Origin of the sequence: Sphingomonas sp. CFBP 13728 (assembly GCF_014841895.1) — a bacterium.
Classification (GTDB): Bacteria; Pseudomonadota; Alphaproteobacteria; order Sphingomonadales; family Sphingomonadaceae; genus Sphingomonas.
On the sequence record NZ_JACYUS010000009.1, the window covers coordinates 1 to 15,271 of the forward strand.

17 protein-coding genes and 1 pseudogene are annotated in these 15,271 nt (G+C 61.6%); 2 read left to right on the forward strand and 16 right to left on the reverse strand.

The annotated features are described in order from the left end of the window. Nucleotides 1-161 precede the first annotated feature (161 nt). The gene (locus tag IFT67_RS19195) at nt 162-794 is read right to left on the reverse strand and encodes a hypothetical protein (RefSeq protein WP_192239705.1); all 633 of its coding nucleotides are present in this window, start codon (nt 792-794) and stop codon (nt 162-164) included. A 547-nt stretch (nt 795-1,341) separates the two neighbouring features. Here IFT67_RS19195 and IFT67_RS19200 point away from each other — a divergent pair. After that, complete coding sequence (locus IFT67_RS19200) at nt 1,342-1,542, forward strand: hypothetical protein (RefSeq protein ID WP_192239706.1); 201 nt, start codon at nt 1,342-1,344, stop codon at nt 1,540-1,542. A gap of 546 nt (nt 1,543-2,088) precedes the next feature. Here the strand turns inward: IFT67_RS19200 and IFT67_RS19205 are convergent. Further along, a pseudogene (locus tag IFT67_RS19205) lies at nt 2,089-2,238 on the reverse strand (transposase); the annotation flags it as partial. An 8-nt stretch (nt 2,239-2,246) separates the two neighbouring features. Between IFT67_RS19205 and IFT67_RS19210 the strand changes: the two are divergent. Further along, nucleotides 2,247-2,732, forward strand: a complete 486-nt coding sequence (locus IFT67_RS19210) for a tyrosine-type recombinase/integrase (RefSeq protein ID WP_192239707.1) — start codon at nt 2,247-2,249, stop codon at nt 2,730-2,732. A 31-nt stretch (nt 2,733-2,763) separates the two neighbouring features. On the opposite strand, the gene IFT67_RS19215 is transcribed toward IFT67_RS19210, so the two are convergent. The 14 genes from IFT67_RS19215 to IFT67_RS19280 all read right to left on the reverse strand — a co-directional run bounded on the left by IFT67_RS19215 (nt 2,764) and on the right by IFT67_RS19280 (nt 15,257). Continuing rightward, on the reverse strand, nt 2,764-3,012 hold the full coding sequence (locus IFT67_RS19215) for a hypothetical protein (RefSeq protein WP_192239708.1): 249 nt from the start codon (nt 3,010-3,012) through the stop codon (nt 2,764-2,766). A gap of 96 nt (nt 3,013-3,108) precedes the next feature. After that, entirely contained in the window at nt 3,109-3,291 is a 183-nt protein-coding gene (locus tag IFT67_RS19220; protein ID WP_192239709.1) for a hypothetical protein, read from the reverse strand. 133 nt (nt 3,292-3,424) lie between these two features. Next, nucleotides 3,425-3,703 carry a DUF4231 domain-containing protein gene (locus tag IFT67_RS19225; RefSeq protein WP_192239710.1) on the reverse strand — a complete coding sequence of 93 codons (279 nt, stop codon included), beginning with the start codon at nt 3,701-3,703 and terminating at the stop codon, nt 3,425-3,427. Nucleotides 3,704-3,775: 72 nt separating this feature from the next. Beyond that, nucleotides 3,776-5,662 (reverse strand): type IV secretory system conjugative DNA transfer family protein, encoded by a 1,887-nt coding sequence (locus IFT67_RS19230; protein ID WP_192239711.1) that lies wholly within the window; start codon nt 5,660-5,662, stop codon nt 3,776-3,778. Nucleotide 5,663: 1 nt separating this feature from the next. After that, nucleotides 5,664-6,698 (reverse strand): P-type DNA transfer ATPase VirB11, encoded by a 1,035-nt coding sequence (virB11, locus tag IFT67_RS19235; RefSeq protein ID WP_192239712.1) that lies wholly within the window; start codon nt 6,696-6,698, stop codon nt 5,664-5,666. A 3-nt stretch (nt 6,699-6,701) separates the two neighbouring features. Continuing rightward, complete coding sequence (virB10, locus tag IFT67_RS19240) at nt 6,702-7,979, reverse strand: type IV secretion system protein VirB10 (protein ID WP_192239713.1); 1,278 nt, start codon at nt 7,977-7,979, stop codon at nt 6,702-6,704. A gap of 1 nt (nt 7,980) precedes the next feature. Next, nucleotides 7,981-8,985, reverse strand: a complete 1,005-nt coding sequence (locus tag IFT67_RS19245; RefSeq protein ID WP_192239714.1) for a TrbG/VirB9 family P-type conjugative transfer protein — start codon at nt 8,983-8,985, stop codon at nt 7,981-7,983. Between the two features lies 1 nt (nt 8,986). Continuing rightward, nucleotides 8,987-9,664, reverse strand: coding sequence for a VirB8 family type IV secretion system protein (locus IFT67_RS19250; RefSeq protein WP_192239715.1), 678 nt, complete (start codon nt 9,662-9,664; stop codon nt 8,987-8,989). Nucleotides 9,665-9,677: 13 nt separating this feature from the next. Continuing rightward, a complete protein-coding gene (locus tag IFT67_RS19255; RefSeq protein WP_192239716.1) occupies nt 9,678-10,097 on the reverse strand; it encodes a hypothetical protein in 420 nt (139 codons plus the stop codon). Nucleotides 10,098-10,164: 67 nt separating this feature from the next. Continuing rightward, nucleotides 10,165-11,208, reverse strand: coding sequence for a type IV secretion system protein (locus tag IFT67_RS19260; protein WP_244647584.1), 1,044 nt, complete (start codon nt 11,206-11,208; stop codon nt 10,165-10,167). Nucleotides 11,209-11,513: 305 nt separating this feature from the next. Beyond that, complete coding sequence (locus tag IFT67_RS19265) at nt 11,514-12,308, reverse strand: TrbJ/VirB5 family protein (protein ID WP_244647586.1); 795 nt, start codon at nt 12,306-12,308, stop codon at nt 11,514-11,516. Next, nucleotides 12,241-14,607, reverse strand: coding sequence for a VirB4 family type IV secretion/conjugal transfer ATPase (locus IFT67_RS19270; RefSeq protein WP_192239717.1), 2,367 nt, complete (start codon nt 14,605-14,607; stop codon nt 12,241-12,243). Before IFT67_RS19270 ends, IFT67_RS19265 begins: the two co-directional genes overlap by 68 nt. Beyond that, nucleotides 14,600-14,935 (reverse strand): VirB3 family type IV secretion system protein, encoded by a 336-nt coding sequence (locus IFT67_RS19275; protein WP_192239718.1) that lies wholly within the window; start codon nt 14,933-14,935, stop codon nt 14,600-14,602. Before IFT67_RS19275 ends, IFT67_RS19270 begins: the two co-directional genes overlap by 8 nt. Before the next feature lies 1 nt (nt 14,936). Continuing rightward, the gene (locus tag IFT67_RS19280) at nt 14,937-15,257 is read right to left on the reverse strand and encodes a TrbC/VirB2 family protein (RefSeq protein ID WP_192239719.1); all 321 of its coding nucleotides are present in this window, start codon (nt 15,255-15,257) and stop codon (nt 14,937-14,939) included. Nucleotides 15,258-15,271: the final 14 nt, after the last annotated feature.

Consider the following 15,271-nt stretch of genomic DNA (forward strand, 5'->3'; position numbering starts at 1 on the left):
CGGAATGAGGGGTCTTTTTTCGACGCCGATCACCCCGCTACCGGGGTCCTTTTTCCACGCCGATCCACAGGTATCGCTTACCCAAAAGCGGGGTACATGACCCGCTGAAACCCGCGGAAAAGCGTCAATGCGGCGGAGGGTTCCTCCGCCGCAGGGGCGGGCTAGCGTCCCGATTGCAACGGTGGGGCGGCGACTGAAGGCGTGGTCTGCGACGATCCTTTCGGATCGATCTCCACCGCCCGAAGCTCAAGCAGATACGCTTTGCCATGCATTGCAACGTGCGTGACCCGACCGGGATTTTCCGCCTCAATGGCTTTCAAGTACGACCGAGGCTTCTTCATAAGGCCGGGTTTGTCGAGGCCGGTAAGCCCGACGCGACGACCCGCTTCCTTAACGAATGATACGCAGTTGTGATCACCCAGGCGATAGATCCCGTCCGGTTTACCCTCGCTCCATTCGTCAACGAGCTTGAGCACGTCACCGTATTGTTGGTCTGTCATCGTGACAGAGAATTGGGCGTCGCTGCCGCGGATGTAGGTCGGCTTAGGGATGTCGATTTCTCCAGCGACCGGCCCGAACAGCAATGCAGGGCTTACAGACTTTGCGGTGAATCCAAACGTCGCATCCACAGCCGGACCACCGCCGTCCGGCACACCCCGCAAAGTGAAAAAGGCATGCGGAAAGCTATTACCTAACTCGTGGCTCCAGAAGGTTATTGTCACGGCGGCCTGAGCCGGAAGTGCGACGCCTAACCAAAAGGCGAGAACGGCGATGAGCCGAATCGTTGTTTTCATGCGGTTTTTCTACAATGCTCATCTTCAAAGTCGCAAACGGCAAATCATCTATTCGGCGGGGTGCATCGACTAGCATCCGGGCGGGCATCGCGGTCCTAGCAACGGGTAAAGCCGAGCGTTTTAGCCCGCACGGGAATGCCATCGCGGCAAAAGTCATATCTGCCGCAGTGCAACGCGAAATGGCCGTGGATGAGCGACAACGCCGTTTGTGTATCGTTGCCGATCACCCAGGGTGGAGGAAACTCCGTCTCCAGTTCAAGCGCAGTCGGGTGGGGTATCACCTGCCGCAAGGAGGGGGACATCGCGTGCTGAAGCCCGCGGAAACCCGTTCCTGTGGCGGAGGATTTATCCCCCGCAGAGGCCAGCTAGTTGTCACTTCAACTGATCGAGAAGATCTTGTGCGAAAGGCTGGCCATCGTCCGGGATTGCCGACCGTAACGCGGCGCCACCTGGTGCCGCTATCGCGCCAGGCAGTCGCACTGCTGCGCGAGATCCGCAAGGAAAGCGTCCCGCTCTAGGGCGTTGTGATCGCACTGATCAGGTCGACATGCAGCCGATCAACGACAGCGCGGAACCGGGCCCGGCAAACGTGCTTGCCTGGTTCGCGGCATCGGACAAGATGCCAGCCGGCGAACACCAGCGGGATCAGCCATGCCCCTGCGGCAAAGCGAAGTCCGAAGAGCATCATGGTCCAGATTGCGACGACACTTATGATATGGCCGAGCGGGGTCATTTCGCGACCGCCTGAGCCGCAAAGCTGTTGTTGATCATGACGATCTTCAGAGGTTTTACGAAATCGTAATTCAAGAACCGTATTGGGTATTTAGCGGTGCTGATCCGGAGCGGGGGCTCCGGCAGCGCCGCAAACCCCGGCTCCATGATTGTGGTAACGAGATGCTGTCGCAGTCATGCGTCGTCCTATCCCGCGACCGCATGGGTCGCGATGCTGTTGGTGTTCATGTTAAGAAGCCCTTTTCGACATGATCTTTGGACCGCGTACTGGCTACCGATGTTCCGCCGCGGTATAGTCATTCCGGTCAAGTAACGACGTATTGATCGTACCCCGTCCTCACGAACCTCAAGCGGAGCGGTTTCATGTGGATTCTCAAGCGACTCAGGTGTCTATTGGCCGGAGGCCACCGATTCACGGCGAGTTACATCAGGCCGGGTATGGAGACGTGCGTTCGCTGCCGTCTCAGGCGGTAGACGCAAGAACAGCCTCGCATATCGCAACTAGAGGCTGTTATGGACTTGGAAGCGGGGCTGATTCATCCAGTATTGGATGAGCATTTGCCGCACGCCGTAACCGCAGGTTCTCCTTCTCCAGATCCTTCATCCGCCGAGCCTTGTCCGTCCTCAGGCCACCATATTCCTTGCGCCAGCGGTAGTAGGTTTGCTCGGTGACTGCGATCCGCCGGCAGGCCTCGGCGGTCGTCCCACCTTGATCACCTCGTGCCGCTCGCATGGCAGGCGGTAGAGCTGCTGCACGTCGTACGCCGGCTGTCCGGCGATTACCCGATCCTCTTCCCCGGCGAGCGTCGCACTCACAGGCCGATGTCAGAGAACACGCTGAATGCGCTGCTCATGCGGGCAGGGTATCACGCCCGCCACGTCCCGCACGACGGCCGGGCGGCGTTCTCGACGGTCATGAACGAGCGCGCCGTTCGCCAATGGCGCGAGGCGGGGCACAAGGGGGCGTCGCCGGATCGAGCGATCAACGACCTTATGCTCGCGCACGTTCCGAAGGATAAGATCGAGCGAGCTTATAACCGGGCGGCGTATATGCCACGGCGCCGTGAGCTGGCGTGCGAGTGGGCGGAGATCATCGCGGCGGACCTTGGTAAGCCGGAGGTGCATTTTACGGTGGGCGGATACGTCACCAAAGGGGCGGCGTCGAACCAGCCCCTGATGCTCCAACGCGTCGCGGCTCTCCGTTGATAGTTTGCAATTCCAGCGACTATTCGCCGCGTTACTGATCAACCGTTTCAAGACTGGCTGTCGAGACCAGCATCACAGTCCCCGCCGATGTCACCAACTCATTGGCCGTACCATACGGGCGGACTTCAATCGGCAGGCCAAGAAAGGAATCGATGTTCTTTGGCCTGTAACCCAGGACACGCTTAGTATCGTCGGCAAGCTGTTCTACAGATCCTATGCGAAGCCGCCATCCGGTGGTGTGCTCGCCGCGTTGTGCTGCATGCACGAATGCCTCGCGCATGGTATCCCGTATTCCCATGGGAATTGTGATAATGTGCGCCGAGACTCGGCGCAATATCCACAACCACGACCAGGCGGCTCGCTACGACAATCGGCTCTAGCGCTTGTGGATGGCGGCGTGCTGCTGGAGTCGAGCCGCTGAACACGCGGCAAGCAGCTGATCCGAAAGGATCGCTGCCGCATCGACGTCAAGTGTGGCGGCAAAGCCAGGAGCTTCTATCAGCACCCTCCCTTCGGAAGCTGTGACCTCGAACGCGTCAGCTAGAAGTGTTTCAGCCATTGGTATTCTCCGATACCCTTCGTAACGTTCCCCCAACATGATCGGCCGGTCTATTGCTTTGGCTCAGTACGATTGATGGACTGCGCTCAATCCTTACAAGGCAGGGTCGGAGTTCGGGGCGTGCTTGTACTGCCTAGCAGTTGCTCTCCATTTTCTCGTTCTGCAGCCGGCCAACCCACTTCGAATGCTCAGTCGAAATCAACGATTCCACTCGCGCGACCAGCACCTTTCGAGCGGCCGTGTCGTCAATATCATCGTAGGGACCAACGCGACCAAGGTAGGTATATTTCTCGTGGCGAAGTGCTTCGCAGGTCGAGCGGTAAGTGACCCAATTATGCTGCCATTGATTCAGTTGTTGTACCGCTTCCAAGACAACAATTATTGCGCCGTCGGCAGCTGCAATTATCGGCATTCCCGATCCGCGACATCGACCACGGCGATATCGAGCGCCGACCTTTCGGCGACCTTTCGGCCGACGTCGCGGTCACGCGGCTCTGGTTTTTTCCAGGACAACACCCCTGAACAGCTCCGCGACACGATCCTTCGGTGAAGCTGCCTTCGCCGCAGTTATCGCGGCATTGTTCAATCGGTACCTGCCCGTTCCTGTCTCCGAACCAGGCGATCTGGCTGCTGCACCAGCGTCGTCGGTCGAGGTTGCGCTGATGACGCGAAGACTGTTGGCCGAGACGGCCGGATCGACACGGATCTGGGGCATCTGCGGCGCCGGTATCATCGTCCGCTCGGCCAGCGTCTTCTCCTTATAATAGCGGATCTTCACACCATAGGTCGCGTACATGCCGCGCCGGAACACGATGAGATCGTCTTCCGGCAGCAGTTCGACCTCTTGGGGCAGCATCAGCGGCCGGCGCTGCTCGGATACCGACGTCGAGCCGCCACCACCGCCCCATGTCCCCATCGACCGCGACCGCGCCTTGAAGGTGTAGCTGCCGAGCTGCTCGGAGATCTTCTTGGCCTCCGACAGCCCGGCCGGCCGCAGGACGAGCCGTACCGCGCAGTTGCGCTCGATGTCGGCCGCGACCTTGTCGCCGTAGACGCCCTGGATCTGCTCAAGCGACTGAAACGCCGGCAACATCCGCAACCCGTAGCCGGCGACATAGCTGAAGGCGCTTGCCAGGACGCTACATTTGCCGAGGCTCGCGAACTCGTCTAGTGCCAGCAGGACCTTGACCTGATGCTTGTCGCCGCTGGGCCGCTCGCGGACATTTCGGTCGATGAGTTGCTGAAAGAGCAGGCCGTAGATAGGAGCAATTCGCTCCAGATCGTCCGGCGACACGCTCAGGTAAAGCGAGATGTGCCTGTCGCGGAACACGCTCAGATCAAAATCGCTTTCCGACGTCGCCGCATCGACATAGGGGTTTAGCCAGGCATTGATCTTGGATGTGACCGACTGGCGCAAGCCAGAAAACGTGTTTGCCGACGAGCCCGTGTAATCCTGAATGGCCGAAACGCACGCGGTCGAGAGCGGCTTTTCGGCCGCTGCGCGCTGCGCGATGATCTTGGAGAACCGCTTCTGGGCATTGCCAGCCGCGAACTGGCGGTACACCTCGCCGAGCGTGAAGGGCAGAGCGTCCTCGCCGTCGTCGACAGTCGCGGCGATATAGGCGGTGATGCCGAGGAACGCGGTCCGTGCGCCCTCGGCCCAGAATTTCTCGCCAGTGAGCGGATCGGGGTAGAGCATCGCCGCGATCTTCTGCAGTTCGTTGATGACCTCGACCGGATCACGCCGGTTGATATAGCTCAGCGGATTCCAGCGCACCGTATGTCCTTGGGGATCAAGCGGGTTGAACAGCAGGACCTGATGCCCAAGCACCTCTTTGCGATAGCCGGCCGTGTTGGCGTAATTCTCCTGCTTGATGTCGAGCGTGACGACAGAACCCAGCCAGTCGAGCAAGTTCGGGATGATGATGCCGACGCCCTTGCCGGCGCGGGTCGGCGCTTCGAGCATGACATGCTCGGATCCGCCGAAGCGCATCACATTGCCCTTGAACTTGCCGAGTACGACTCCAGCTGGCGCGAGCATCTGGCCTTTGCGTACCTCGCCGATACGCGCCCAGCGCGCCTCGCCGTGCAGCTTCTGCCGAGTGAACAGCGATGAGATTATCGTGACGATCGTCAGGACGATACCGACGGCAAAGCCGACCGCGAACGGCTTGTAGACGATCGGATAGGTCTTCAGCGCCCAGAGTGCTGTCGGCACCTTCGCCCACTGCGTATGGATGGTGAGGAGATGTGCGCTCCATAGCACCGTCACCGCGCCGATCGCCGCGCTGACGGCTAGGCCGATGATAGCCAGGAACGCGATCGCACCTGGTTGCGCCCCCCCGTCGCTCCGCACCCATTTACCGCTCACGCTACTTCCCTCCTCCCTCGCGAGACTTGCTCGCGGGGTCGAACCACACTTCCGTCATCCGGTAGCGCGCCGGCTGTCCGTCGCCCGGCGGCAGCCGGTGCATCTGGACGACGATGTCGACGAGCGAGCGCAGCAGCGCCCGGATGTCGTGACGATCGAGATCGTTGCCGCCCTCGGATTCCTTAACCAGCAGGGTCAGCTGCTCGAACGCGCCCTCGGCCGTGTTGGCGTGGACGGTCGTGATAGAGCCGGGATGACCCGAGTTGACGTTGCGCAGATAGAAGAAGGCGGTACCGTCGCGCAGCTCCTGGAGGAGGATGCGATCGGGGCGCATCCGCAGCGCCGACTCCAGCAACTCCTTGGCACCGGCTTTCTGCAAACTCTTGCCGTCCTTGGCGTACATCATGTGTACGTGGTTGCGCTGGGGCACGACCAGTTCGCGGGTGTCCTCGATGGTCAGGATCCGCTCGTCGTCCGGGATCAGCTTGATGAGCCCCTTGGAGAAGCTCGTCTTGCCCGAGCCGGTCGCACCCGAGATCAGGATATTCTTGCGTGCCTCAACGGCCCGCCTGAAGAACGCCGTCCAGTCGCCGGCGTCGCGGTGTCGCTGCAGTTCGCCGTCGACGTCGGCGTGGAGGCCGTGCGCGCGGACCTCGCTGAACACGCCGGCGCGCTCGAAATCGTCGATCGTCATCGTCACGCCCGACGCCTTGCGGATCGTGATCGAGATGAAGCCCTGCTCGACCGCGGGCGGCACCACGACCTGCGCGCGCTCCCCGCCCGGCAGCACCGAGGAGCAGATCGGATATTCAGAATTGATGTCCTGCTTGGTCAGGCCTGCGATCAGCTTGGCAAGCGTCATGAGCGCGGCGTTGTCGAGCGCGGGCTCCTCATGCCATTCCCAGCCGCTGCGTGTCTCGAGCCCGACCATGCCTGGCGCGTTGATGACCAGTTCGCTCACATCGTCGCGCGCTAGGTGCCGCTGGATCGGTGCCGCGTTGTGCGCGTAGATCAGCGACGTAGGGTTCGAGGCCATCGCTTAACGCCTCAGGCTCACGTCGTAGACCGAGCTGAAGTCGAAATCCTTGGCAACGAAGATCGCCGCGGTATCGCCCTGGTTCTTCTTCAGGATCGGCTTGATGTCCATCGTGTTCTGAAGAATCGTTTCCCCCGTATGTCCTGGAACTTGCGTCGTGTTGCTGCCAGCGTTGGCAACGGCCCGGCCCGCAATCTGCGACGCATCCTCCAGCACCGAGATGACGAGCCCGACGCCGAACCGCGCCCAGAACTGGGTGTCGACGCCGCCCGGCATACCCGCACGGCCAAGGCTGTCGGCCGCGGGCGAGCCGAGATCGATCGCGACCCCGCGCGGGGTCAGTGCCCGGGTCCACACCACGAACAGGCGGGCCTGCCCCTGCGTGATGCCGCCCGAATATTGACCGAGCACCTTTGTCCCCTTGTCGAGCAGGACGATGCGGCCGTTTTCCGAATAGACGTCATGGTTGATGACGCACGACACGAACCCGGCCTGGGTCGAGTTGATCGCGGTCTGAAGCGTACAAGGGATGACCGTACCCGCACTCAGAAGGAGATTGCGGTCCGCGACCATGGTCGCCCGCACGGACTGAATGGCGGCATGGCTCAGCTGGTTGCTGAAGTCGGTCGGACCCATTTCGGCAGCGGCCTGCCCGTCCTGGCTTGGGGGGCCGAAGCCACTGGCGCCGAAGCCCTGGCGCGCGACAGTTGATTTCCCGCCTGAGGGATCGGGTTGTTGTGGCTGCCCCTCCGATCCAGCAGCCGGCACCGCTGATGACGTTCCGGTGTTGCCGAAGGCCATGATCGGCGATCGGCGTGCCGCATCCGCCAAGCTGCGCGCCTGCTCGGCGCGACGCTGTGCGGGCGATTCCTGGCCGTTCGTCGTCGTCCCGGTCGTCTGTACGGTGTTGTCGTTGGCGTCCGCCATCTGCGTGCCCTGGCCCGCGGGGATCGGCCGCCCGAAAATATCGGTCGGCACTGCGCCCGGCTGGCCGAGTTGGCCGGCCAGCGCCGCCCGCTGCGCGTCTGGCGAGCCCATCACGTCGTCGACGGACCGGTCACTGGCCTTGGCCGGCTGCTTGGCCGTCGTTGCTGTGGCGCTGTGGTGAAACGCGCCGTAGCCGATCGCAATGCCGCCCATAGCGCCGATCAGACCGATGCCGGCACCCATAAAGGCGATATTGCCCCATCCACCGCTGCGCGTGACGGGGCTGTCGCGCTCGTCGCCGGGCACCGTGTCGGCAGCGACGTCGCCGTCCCGGTCAATGACAGTACCGACCATGTTATTGCCCCTTCACGTTGCGAGTCACGACATTGGAGACGGTGCCGGTCCGATCGCTGCGATCGTCGCTGAGCGGTGCCTCGTTGTAGATGCACAGCACCGACGTTCCCCGCCGGAGGCGAATCTGGCGATAGACCGCGTGGATGACGACGAAGTCCTCGCGAACGTCGTAGGGCACGATGGTCTCGGTGCCGTCGACGTCGACCGCGAAGATCGAGGGGATGTCGGCATGGCCTGGGTAGCGCAGCACCGTGAACGCGCCATTGTCGGAGATCTCGGCGGGCTGCAGCGAGGCGTCGCCCTGGACCGTGTATTTCAGGTTCCGCGTGCCCTCGATCACGGCATGGTCGAGCGCCGACTGGGTGATGCTGGTCTCGATCGCTTTGGCGGTCTGCGCCTGGGCGAGCTGCGCCTGCAGCGCTGCCATCGCGCGCTCCTCGCGTGGATAGCGGAAGCGGATGCCGTACATCGTCGCCCCGGTCCCAAGTGACAGGTTGAAGTGATAAGTCCGGGGCGAGCCGTTCGCGTTGGTGAGCACGATTAGGTTCGTGCCGCCCGCCTTCTCTCGGGGTTTGAGGAAGACGATATTGCCGACCGGTGCGATCTGCCACGAGACTGTATCGCCTAGAGCGGCCTGGGTGACCGTTTCGCCCGAGCCGAACTGGATCTCGATCGCATGGCGGAAGCTGCCGACGATCCTCACCACCTGGTCGGGGTCGTAATTGACATCGCGCACGCGCGCGTCCTTCGCGCCGGGCGCCGGCGTCTCGGATGCAAAGGCGGGGTGGGGCACAAGTGCGATCGCTACTGCGCCGACGACCGAGAGCGCGACAAACCGACGCCAGATCGCACCAACCGCGCGCCAGAGGCGGCTCTTCGCGCCGCTTTCCGTCACCACCAGCCCGGTGGGCGGTGACAGGCGAGCGGCCAGTTCCTTGTGCAGTGCTGGCAGTAAGGGGGCGATGGTGTGGTCGGCGGTGTCTGAGGTATTGGGGTGATTGCTCATGTCACGCCTCCGGGTCAGAGCGGTAGTTGACGACCTGGAAGCCGAGCGGATTGATGTTGCGATCCTTCTCGTGTTCTGGCGCCGTGGTGTATTTGAAGGTCAGGATCGCATTCCAGTTCTGCGCGATCGGCGTGTTCTGGCCGAACGTGATGATCTTGCTGAAGCGGACCTGCGCGACCGTCGGGCTAAGGAAGCTGATCGTCCGGATCGAGATCGAGACGAAGCCCTTGTCGCCGTAGATGTTGGAGGGCGCGTTCTTGTTGTTCGACTGGACGCCGTTCAGGTAGCGTGCGCCCTCCGCCTGGTCGCTCATAAGCATCACCGTATAGGCGTTCTCGCGCGCGGCATCGTTGAGCCAGCCTTCGCGCAGCCGCACATATTGGGCGATGAAGTAGCGGTTGACTGCATCTTCATAGGTGCGCGGCTGCGGCCCCTTGAGCGCCGTCACGATCTGCGTCTCACCCGACGCCTTGTCGACCCGGATCACATAGGGCACGACCGTCTTCAGCGGGGCCAGCATCGCGAGCGCGCCGGCCGAGGTGACGGCCAGGGTGCAGGCGCCGGCGGCCACGCCCCAGGCGAGCCGCTTTGACTGGATCGCCGCGCGCATCCGGTCATATTCCCACGTCCTCGAGGTCTCGAAATATGCCTCTTTGTCTTCGGCCTTCACCACGCCCATGGCGGCGATTCCTTCAGCAGGGGGAGTAGGTCAGCGCGCCACTGCGCTGGGATAGGCGTGGCGCTGCTGGTGAAACATTCGTCGCGGCCGGCGCGGCCGGGGCGGCAGGCTCGGCCAGCGCGCCATCCATATCCATGGGCGGGGTCGGCGGTGGCCCCGGCATCGAAGCGGATGCCGGCGACGAAGCAGGAGCAGGAGCTGGCGTCGAAGTCGGAGCCGGCTCCTTTACAGATCCAGAGGGCGAAGCGACGGCCGACTGCCCCCCGCGCTGCTGCGACGCCGGCAGTGGCACCGGCAGGCTCGGCAGCACCGAACCGTACAAATTGGCGGGACGCCGATGCTTGCCGTCGCACACCGGTGCGGGCTTGATACGGGTCCCGGTGCAGCCGCTCAGCGCAAGCGCACCTAGCACGACGATGATCAGGCTTTTCATAGCGTCTCCGTTCGTATCTTTCCCGCGCTGGCGGTTTTGAGGGGCATGATCTGAAGAGGGGCAGGACTCAGGAACGCGTGGCGGAGCCGCCCTTCTGGTCGCCCCCAACCTTGTCTTTGTTGTTCTGCGTCGCGCGTTTGAACATGAGGCGGTTCGCCATCATGTTCGCGCCGGTCTGCAGGAAGCCGTGACCGCCGGACGATGCGCCACCGGCGATGCCTACGGCGATCGATGGCGACTGGAAGAAGAAGATCGTGCCAACGACATAGATTATGACAACCCAAGTTACCGCGACAAGCACCGCAGCTATGTTGAGAGCAACGTGGCCTTCTGATGATAGACCTAAGAACATCGAGCCATCGCCAACGCTGCGCATTACGTCGTCCATTACCGTCTCTTGGAGACCGGTAATAAATCTCGTCATTACCGCCACAACGACCATAAGAAGGACGTAGTTGGTCGTCTGCTTTAGCCAGCCATCGAACAACCATCGAGATGATCCAAAGAGAAGGCAGGCGAGGGCGAGTGGTGCAAGCGCTACACAGATCGCGACAGATAACTTGGCAAAAATAACGATACAAAAGCCAATGGCTCCGGATGTCGCAGCGAAAATGTGAATGACTAATATTGAGATCGCTGTTAGTGCGAAGTACTCTAGCTTGGCCACCGCTAGGGACACATTTAAAATGCTGCCACGCTGTTGCTGAACCTTCGCATTGGCTTTCCAAAGTGCCCTGGTTAGTTTGTTTGAGTCTGAAACATATAGATCAAATGTCGATCCCGGGTTTGTGACTGGTGTTCCAGTGCCTGCCGATATGATCTCCTCGGGCAGGTGGGTTGCAACATTGACGACAAAGGTTGTGTAACCAATTGAACTCGCCGCAGCTATGACGAAGCCTACTTTACCAGCTTGGAACACTAACTCACGTAATGGCGCTTGGATCGCTCCGCGCAACACCGCGAACCCGAGCACGAGAAAATAGATCGTCGCAGCGAGCGCAAGCGGAGCTGCCACGAAAGTAACCAGGCCCGATCCAAAGCCTGCGACGGACGTGTCGATCGCAGAGGAAATGTACGAATACATTGCTGTGAATGGTTGCATGAGGCTCATGAATCTGACCTTGCATAGATATCAGAGAAGATATTATTTTCTTAATGTTGCATTTGAGAAAACGTCGTCAACTTGCTTAGCCACTTGTTCTTGAAATATAGCATCTGAAGCAGCTTCGACGGACCCACACATGTGCAAATTATCTTCGGTGCCAACATTACTATACTTACCGCTTCTGCAATCGGCGAGCCACGATTTGCGCAGTTCCGGATTGTGTTCGAATTGAGCCTCGGTTGGAACTTGGACAGGCTGAGAACAGCCAGTGATAAGCAAGAGAATGACAATGAGTGTATGTTTAAGCACGATCATTTTCTCAGAATTGCGCTATCGAACGTCGCGTCGGCATCGCGATCTGCCGCGGCCTGCGCTGCAGCCAAGGACAGTTCAGCGCGGCCATCTTGCGACATCTGGATCGCCTGCATCTTGAGCATGTCGTTCTGAAGCTGCGCCTGCTCGACCGCGACGCGGGTTTGCAGGTCCATCACGTCCTTCGGGTCTCTGGCGTTTGACAGTTGTTCGCGGAGCTGGTCGAGGCCCTGCATCCGGGTCTGGGTAATGCTGAGCGTGTGATCACCTAACGCTGCAGTCGTTGCGGCATGGCCGGTCGCGTTCTTCAACGCTTGAGCATATTCCGCATCGGCGCTTGACGATGAGGATGGCGCCATCGTGTATCGGGACTGGATATTCGATGCGAGCGAGCCGAGCGAGCCCAGCTTCGACAGATCGCCGCTGAGCAGGGTTGAGGCGTCAATGGTAGTGTTCGGCAGGATGTTGCGGACCTGCGGGTTGAGCAGCTGCGGCGCAATGCTGTTGACGTTCGTCAGCTTGCGAAGCGAGTTGAGCTGGTTCGCGGCTGTAGCCAACTGCTGCTTGCCCTGCTCGACCATGCTCAGCGTCTGACGGGCGGTCTGCAGCGCCTGCATATAGGTCGTCGTGTCGAACACAGGGATGCCCTGCGCCGATGCCGGTGATGCGGCTGAAGCCAGCGCGATCGGCACGGCTGCAAACAGGATGATGCGCCTAAGTGACATATCAGCTTCTCCTTTGGTTTGCGTAGAAATGCGGCAGCCACGCCGCAGGATCGTTGCCCGCCAGGGCAATGGCCTCCTCCATCGCGACGAGATTCTCCTCGCGGCCCGAAAGCACCTTGAGCTCGTCGGGCATTCCGCGGAGGTCGAGCTTCGCGACGATCGACGTATGGTTCTGCTTGACGAGGAAGCACCGGCTCTCGAGCGTCAGCTCCTCCCGGATCAGGCGGTATTCCGCATCGGTCAGCCCAAGCCCCTCGCAATAGTCGGCGCGCTTGGCGTCGGGGTTGGGCATGAGGATCTTGGTCGCGGTCTGTTCGATGATCGAATGCGCGATGGGCGAACCGAGCGCGTCCGCCGGCGACTGGGTGCCGAACACCAGGAAGGCGTTGCGCTTGCGGAAGGTTTTGAGACCGTCCTGCGCGAACGACCGGAAGGCATCGTCCTGCAACGCCTTCCAGAATTCGTCGATGTCCACCACCACGCGCTGGCCGTTGAGCAGTGCGTCGACGCGGTGGAACAGGTAAAGCATCGTCGGCGTGCGGATCTCCGGATTTTCCAGAAAGTCCGTCATGTCGAAGCCGATGAACCGCGCCGACAGCGACACCTCGTCCTGCGGGCCGTCGAACGCCCAGCCGAGCGGGCCGCCCAGGCACCAGCGCTCCAGCCGGGCACCAATGCCTTCGGCATCGGCATAGCCGAGCATCTCGCGCAACGCGCTGAACGAGCGCGACGCTGCCGGCAGCCGCATGACCGCGTCCAGCCCCTCGTCGATCGACCGCTCTTCGGCGACCGAGAGCGGCCGGTTCTCCCGGCGCACCAGCACCCGCACCAGATGGCGCAGGAAGGCGATGTTGGCGGACGTCGGCTCGAGACCCTCGAGCGGAGCAAAGCCGGTCGGTTCGCCGTTGCGCAGCGTGAGGTAGGTGCCGCCACAGGCCCGCACGAAGATCTCCGCGCCGCGGTCCTTGTCGAAGAAGATCTGCTTCGCCCCGGTCTTTTCGAGCTGCGCTTGCAGGAAGTTCTGCAGCACTGTCTTGCCGTAGCCGGTCGGTCCGATGATGAGGGTGTGGCCGACATCAGTGCGGTGAAAGTTGAACCAGAAGGACGAGCCCGCGCGCGTCTTGAGCAGCGTTACCGCCTCGCCCCAGTGGTTCCCTGACTTGCGACCGGCGGGGAAGGTGTAGAACGGGCTCAGTGCCGCAAAATTGCGGGTGTTGATGACCGCGGGACGCGCGCGCATCGCGAAATTGCCGGGGAGCTGCGCCCAGAACGCCGCCTCGAGTGCGACATCTTCGCGCGCCATTACCATCCCGGTGTCGGCCGCGGCCGACCGCGCGATCGACAACCGCTCCAGGAGGCGCTTCGGGTTCTCGTCGATGACCGAGATCGACAAGTGATGCTCGCCCATGGCGAAGCGGTTCGCCATGAGGTCGTCGACGCCGTCGAGCAACTCCTCTGCCTGGCTCACGCCGGCATCGTCCGACGACACCATCTGCTTGTGCTTCTTCGTGAACCGGTCGCTCGCGTCCGACTTGACCAGCGGCGCGAAGCTCTGGGTCAGCACGAACGGAAAATCGAGCGTCAGCAGGCTGTTGAACTGACCCGTTCGCGTGCTGGCGACATATTCGCGCACGCCGAACATGCCGAGATAATGCGACTTGTGCGGCAGCCGGATCTCGGCCGCCTCGCGCCCGAATACGATCCGCGAAGTATAGAGCGCCTGGCCCAACCGCCCGTTGAGCATCGGGACGCGGATGCGGTCGCCGGTGAGGATGAAGTGGAGCACCTCCATCGGCTGCGAGAACAGCACGCCACCATGCTCGTAGAGCGATAGCGGCTCGGGTGCGACATCGGCCAGGAGCGATTCAAAGTCGCGGCACTTGTCCGCCATGATCGTCAGCGCGCGCTCGTCGATCTCGGCGCCCGGGGTGCGCTTTCCGAAGATGCGCGCGATCTGGTCGCCGGCCATGTTCGACGGCCGCACGAGGATCGTGACGTAGAATTCGTTGTGGTAAAGGACCTTCTCCCGCAGAGCTGCGGTATATTTGTCCTGCAAAGCGCGCGCGAAATCGGAATGGAAGTCGCCCTCGATCACCGGGTCGGTCGCCATCCTGACCAGATGCGTCCAGAGCGCGACGCGATCGTCGCCGATCGAGCGCCATGCGATGTTGAGCTTGTTGTGCCAGGTATTGAGGTCGGAGACGTCGCTGGTCTCGAACGGTCGCCCGTCGACGCGGTACATGCGCATAAGCGAGCCGTCTTCGAGCGCGATTAGCGTCTCGTCGACATGCCGCGTATAGAGGAGGAACCTGACGTCGTCCGCCTCGCGCAGCGCGATCTTCTTATGCTTGAGCTTGAACTCAATCATTGCCGAAATGCTTTCGCTTCACGCCCTTGGCGAGGCGGACGGGAGAATAGCTCCCGCCCCCCCAGAACTTGCGGTTCTTCGAGAGAAATCCCGTCTGGAACCATAGCCCCCACAGCCGGAAAGCATTGAAGTCGTAGTGACAGATCCAACGCGCCGAAAAGTAGAGCGCCCCGAACAGGCCAAACGGGTAGAAGGGATTGTGGAAAATCCCCCACACCACCATGCAGACCATGATGATCGGCAGGATCGCCTCGAGCGGCAATCCCATGAACACCGATGGCCTGGTCAGGGCCAGGAACACCTTATCCTCGGCGAGCCTCTCGTCCATCTCAGGCCGATCCGCCCATCCAGCCGACGATCGTCGCTGCTGAGAAGATGATCCCGATCCCGATCAGCACTGTGACGGCGCGGGCCCAATCCATCCGGCCGGTCAGCTTGGCGTAGCCCACTGCCATCACCGCGATGACGCCGACGACGGACGCTACCGTGGTCATCCAGGTCTTGATCGTATTCAGGCCGCTCTCGATCGAGGTTCCGTCGGCAAAGGCCGGCTGCGCGATCGAAATGAGGGCCATCACGCCGACAAAGCCGACGAGCTGCCGGGCGCGGGCATCGGACATCATCCGGCAAATTTCGGGTTTGAATTTCATGACGGTCTCCATGG

What these genes read in the sequence shown, in the direction of transcription:
- IFT67_RS19195 (WP_192239705.1), bottom strand. Translation starts at nt 794, where the DNA reads ATGAAAACAACGATTCGGCTCATCGCCGTTCTCGCCTTTTGGTTAGGC.
- IFT67_RS19200 (WP_192239706.1), top strand. Translation starts at nt 1,342, where the DNA reads ATGCAGCCGATCAACGACAGCGCGGAACCGGGCCCGGCAAACGTGCTT.
- IFT67_RS19215 (WP_192239708.1), bottom strand. Translation starts at nt 3,012, where the DNA reads ATGCGCGAGGCATTCGTGCATGCAGCACAACGCGGCGAGCACACCACC.
- IFT67_RS19220 (WP_192239709.1), bottom strand. Translation starts at nt 3,291, where the DNA reads ATGGCTGAAACACTTCTAGCTGACGCGTTCGAGGTCACAGCTTCCGAA.
- IFT67_RS19225 (WP_192239710.1), bottom strand. Translation starts at nt 3,703, where the DNA reads ATGCCGATAATTGCAGCTGCCGACGGCGCAATAATTGTTGTCTTGGAA.
- virB11 (WP_192239712.1), bottom strand. Translation starts at nt 6,698, where the DNA reads ATGGCCTCGAACCCTACGTCGCTGATCTACGCGCACAACGCGGCACCG.
- virB10 (WP_192239713.1), bottom strand. Translation starts at nt 7,979, where the DNA reads ATGGTCGGTACTGTCATTGACCGGGACGGCGACGTCGCTGCCGACACG.
- IFT67_RS19245 (WP_192239714.1), bottom strand. Translation starts at nt 8,985, where the DNA reads ATGAGCAATCACCCCAATACCTCAGACACCGCCGACCACACCATCGCC.
- IFT67_RS19250 (WP_192239715.1), bottom strand. Translation starts at nt 9,664, where the DNA reads ATGGGCGTGGTGAAGGCCGAAGACAAAGAGGCATATTTCGAGACCTCG.
- IFT67_RS19255 (WP_192239716.1), bottom strand. Translation starts at nt 10,097, where the DNA reads ATGAAAAGCCTGATCATCGTCGTGCTAGGTGCGCTTGCGCTGAGCGGC.
- IFT67_RS19260 (WP_244647584.1), bottom strand. Translation starts at nt 11,208, where the DNA reads ATGAGCCTCATGCAACCATTCACAGCAATGTATTCGTACATTTCCTCT.
- IFT67_RS19270 (WP_192239717.1), bottom strand. Translation starts at nt 14,607, where the DNA reads ATGATTGAGTTCAAGCTCAAGCATAAGAAGATCGCGCTGCGCGAGGCG.
- IFT67_RS19275 (WP_192239718.1), bottom strand. Translation starts at nt 14,935, where the DNA reads ATGGACGAGAGGCTCGCCGAGGATAAGGTGTTCCTGGCCCTGACCAGG.
- IFT67_RS19280 (WP_192239719.1), bottom strand. Translation starts at nt 15,257, where the DNA reads ATGAAATTCAAACCCGAAATTTGCCGGATGATGTCCGATGCCCGCGCC.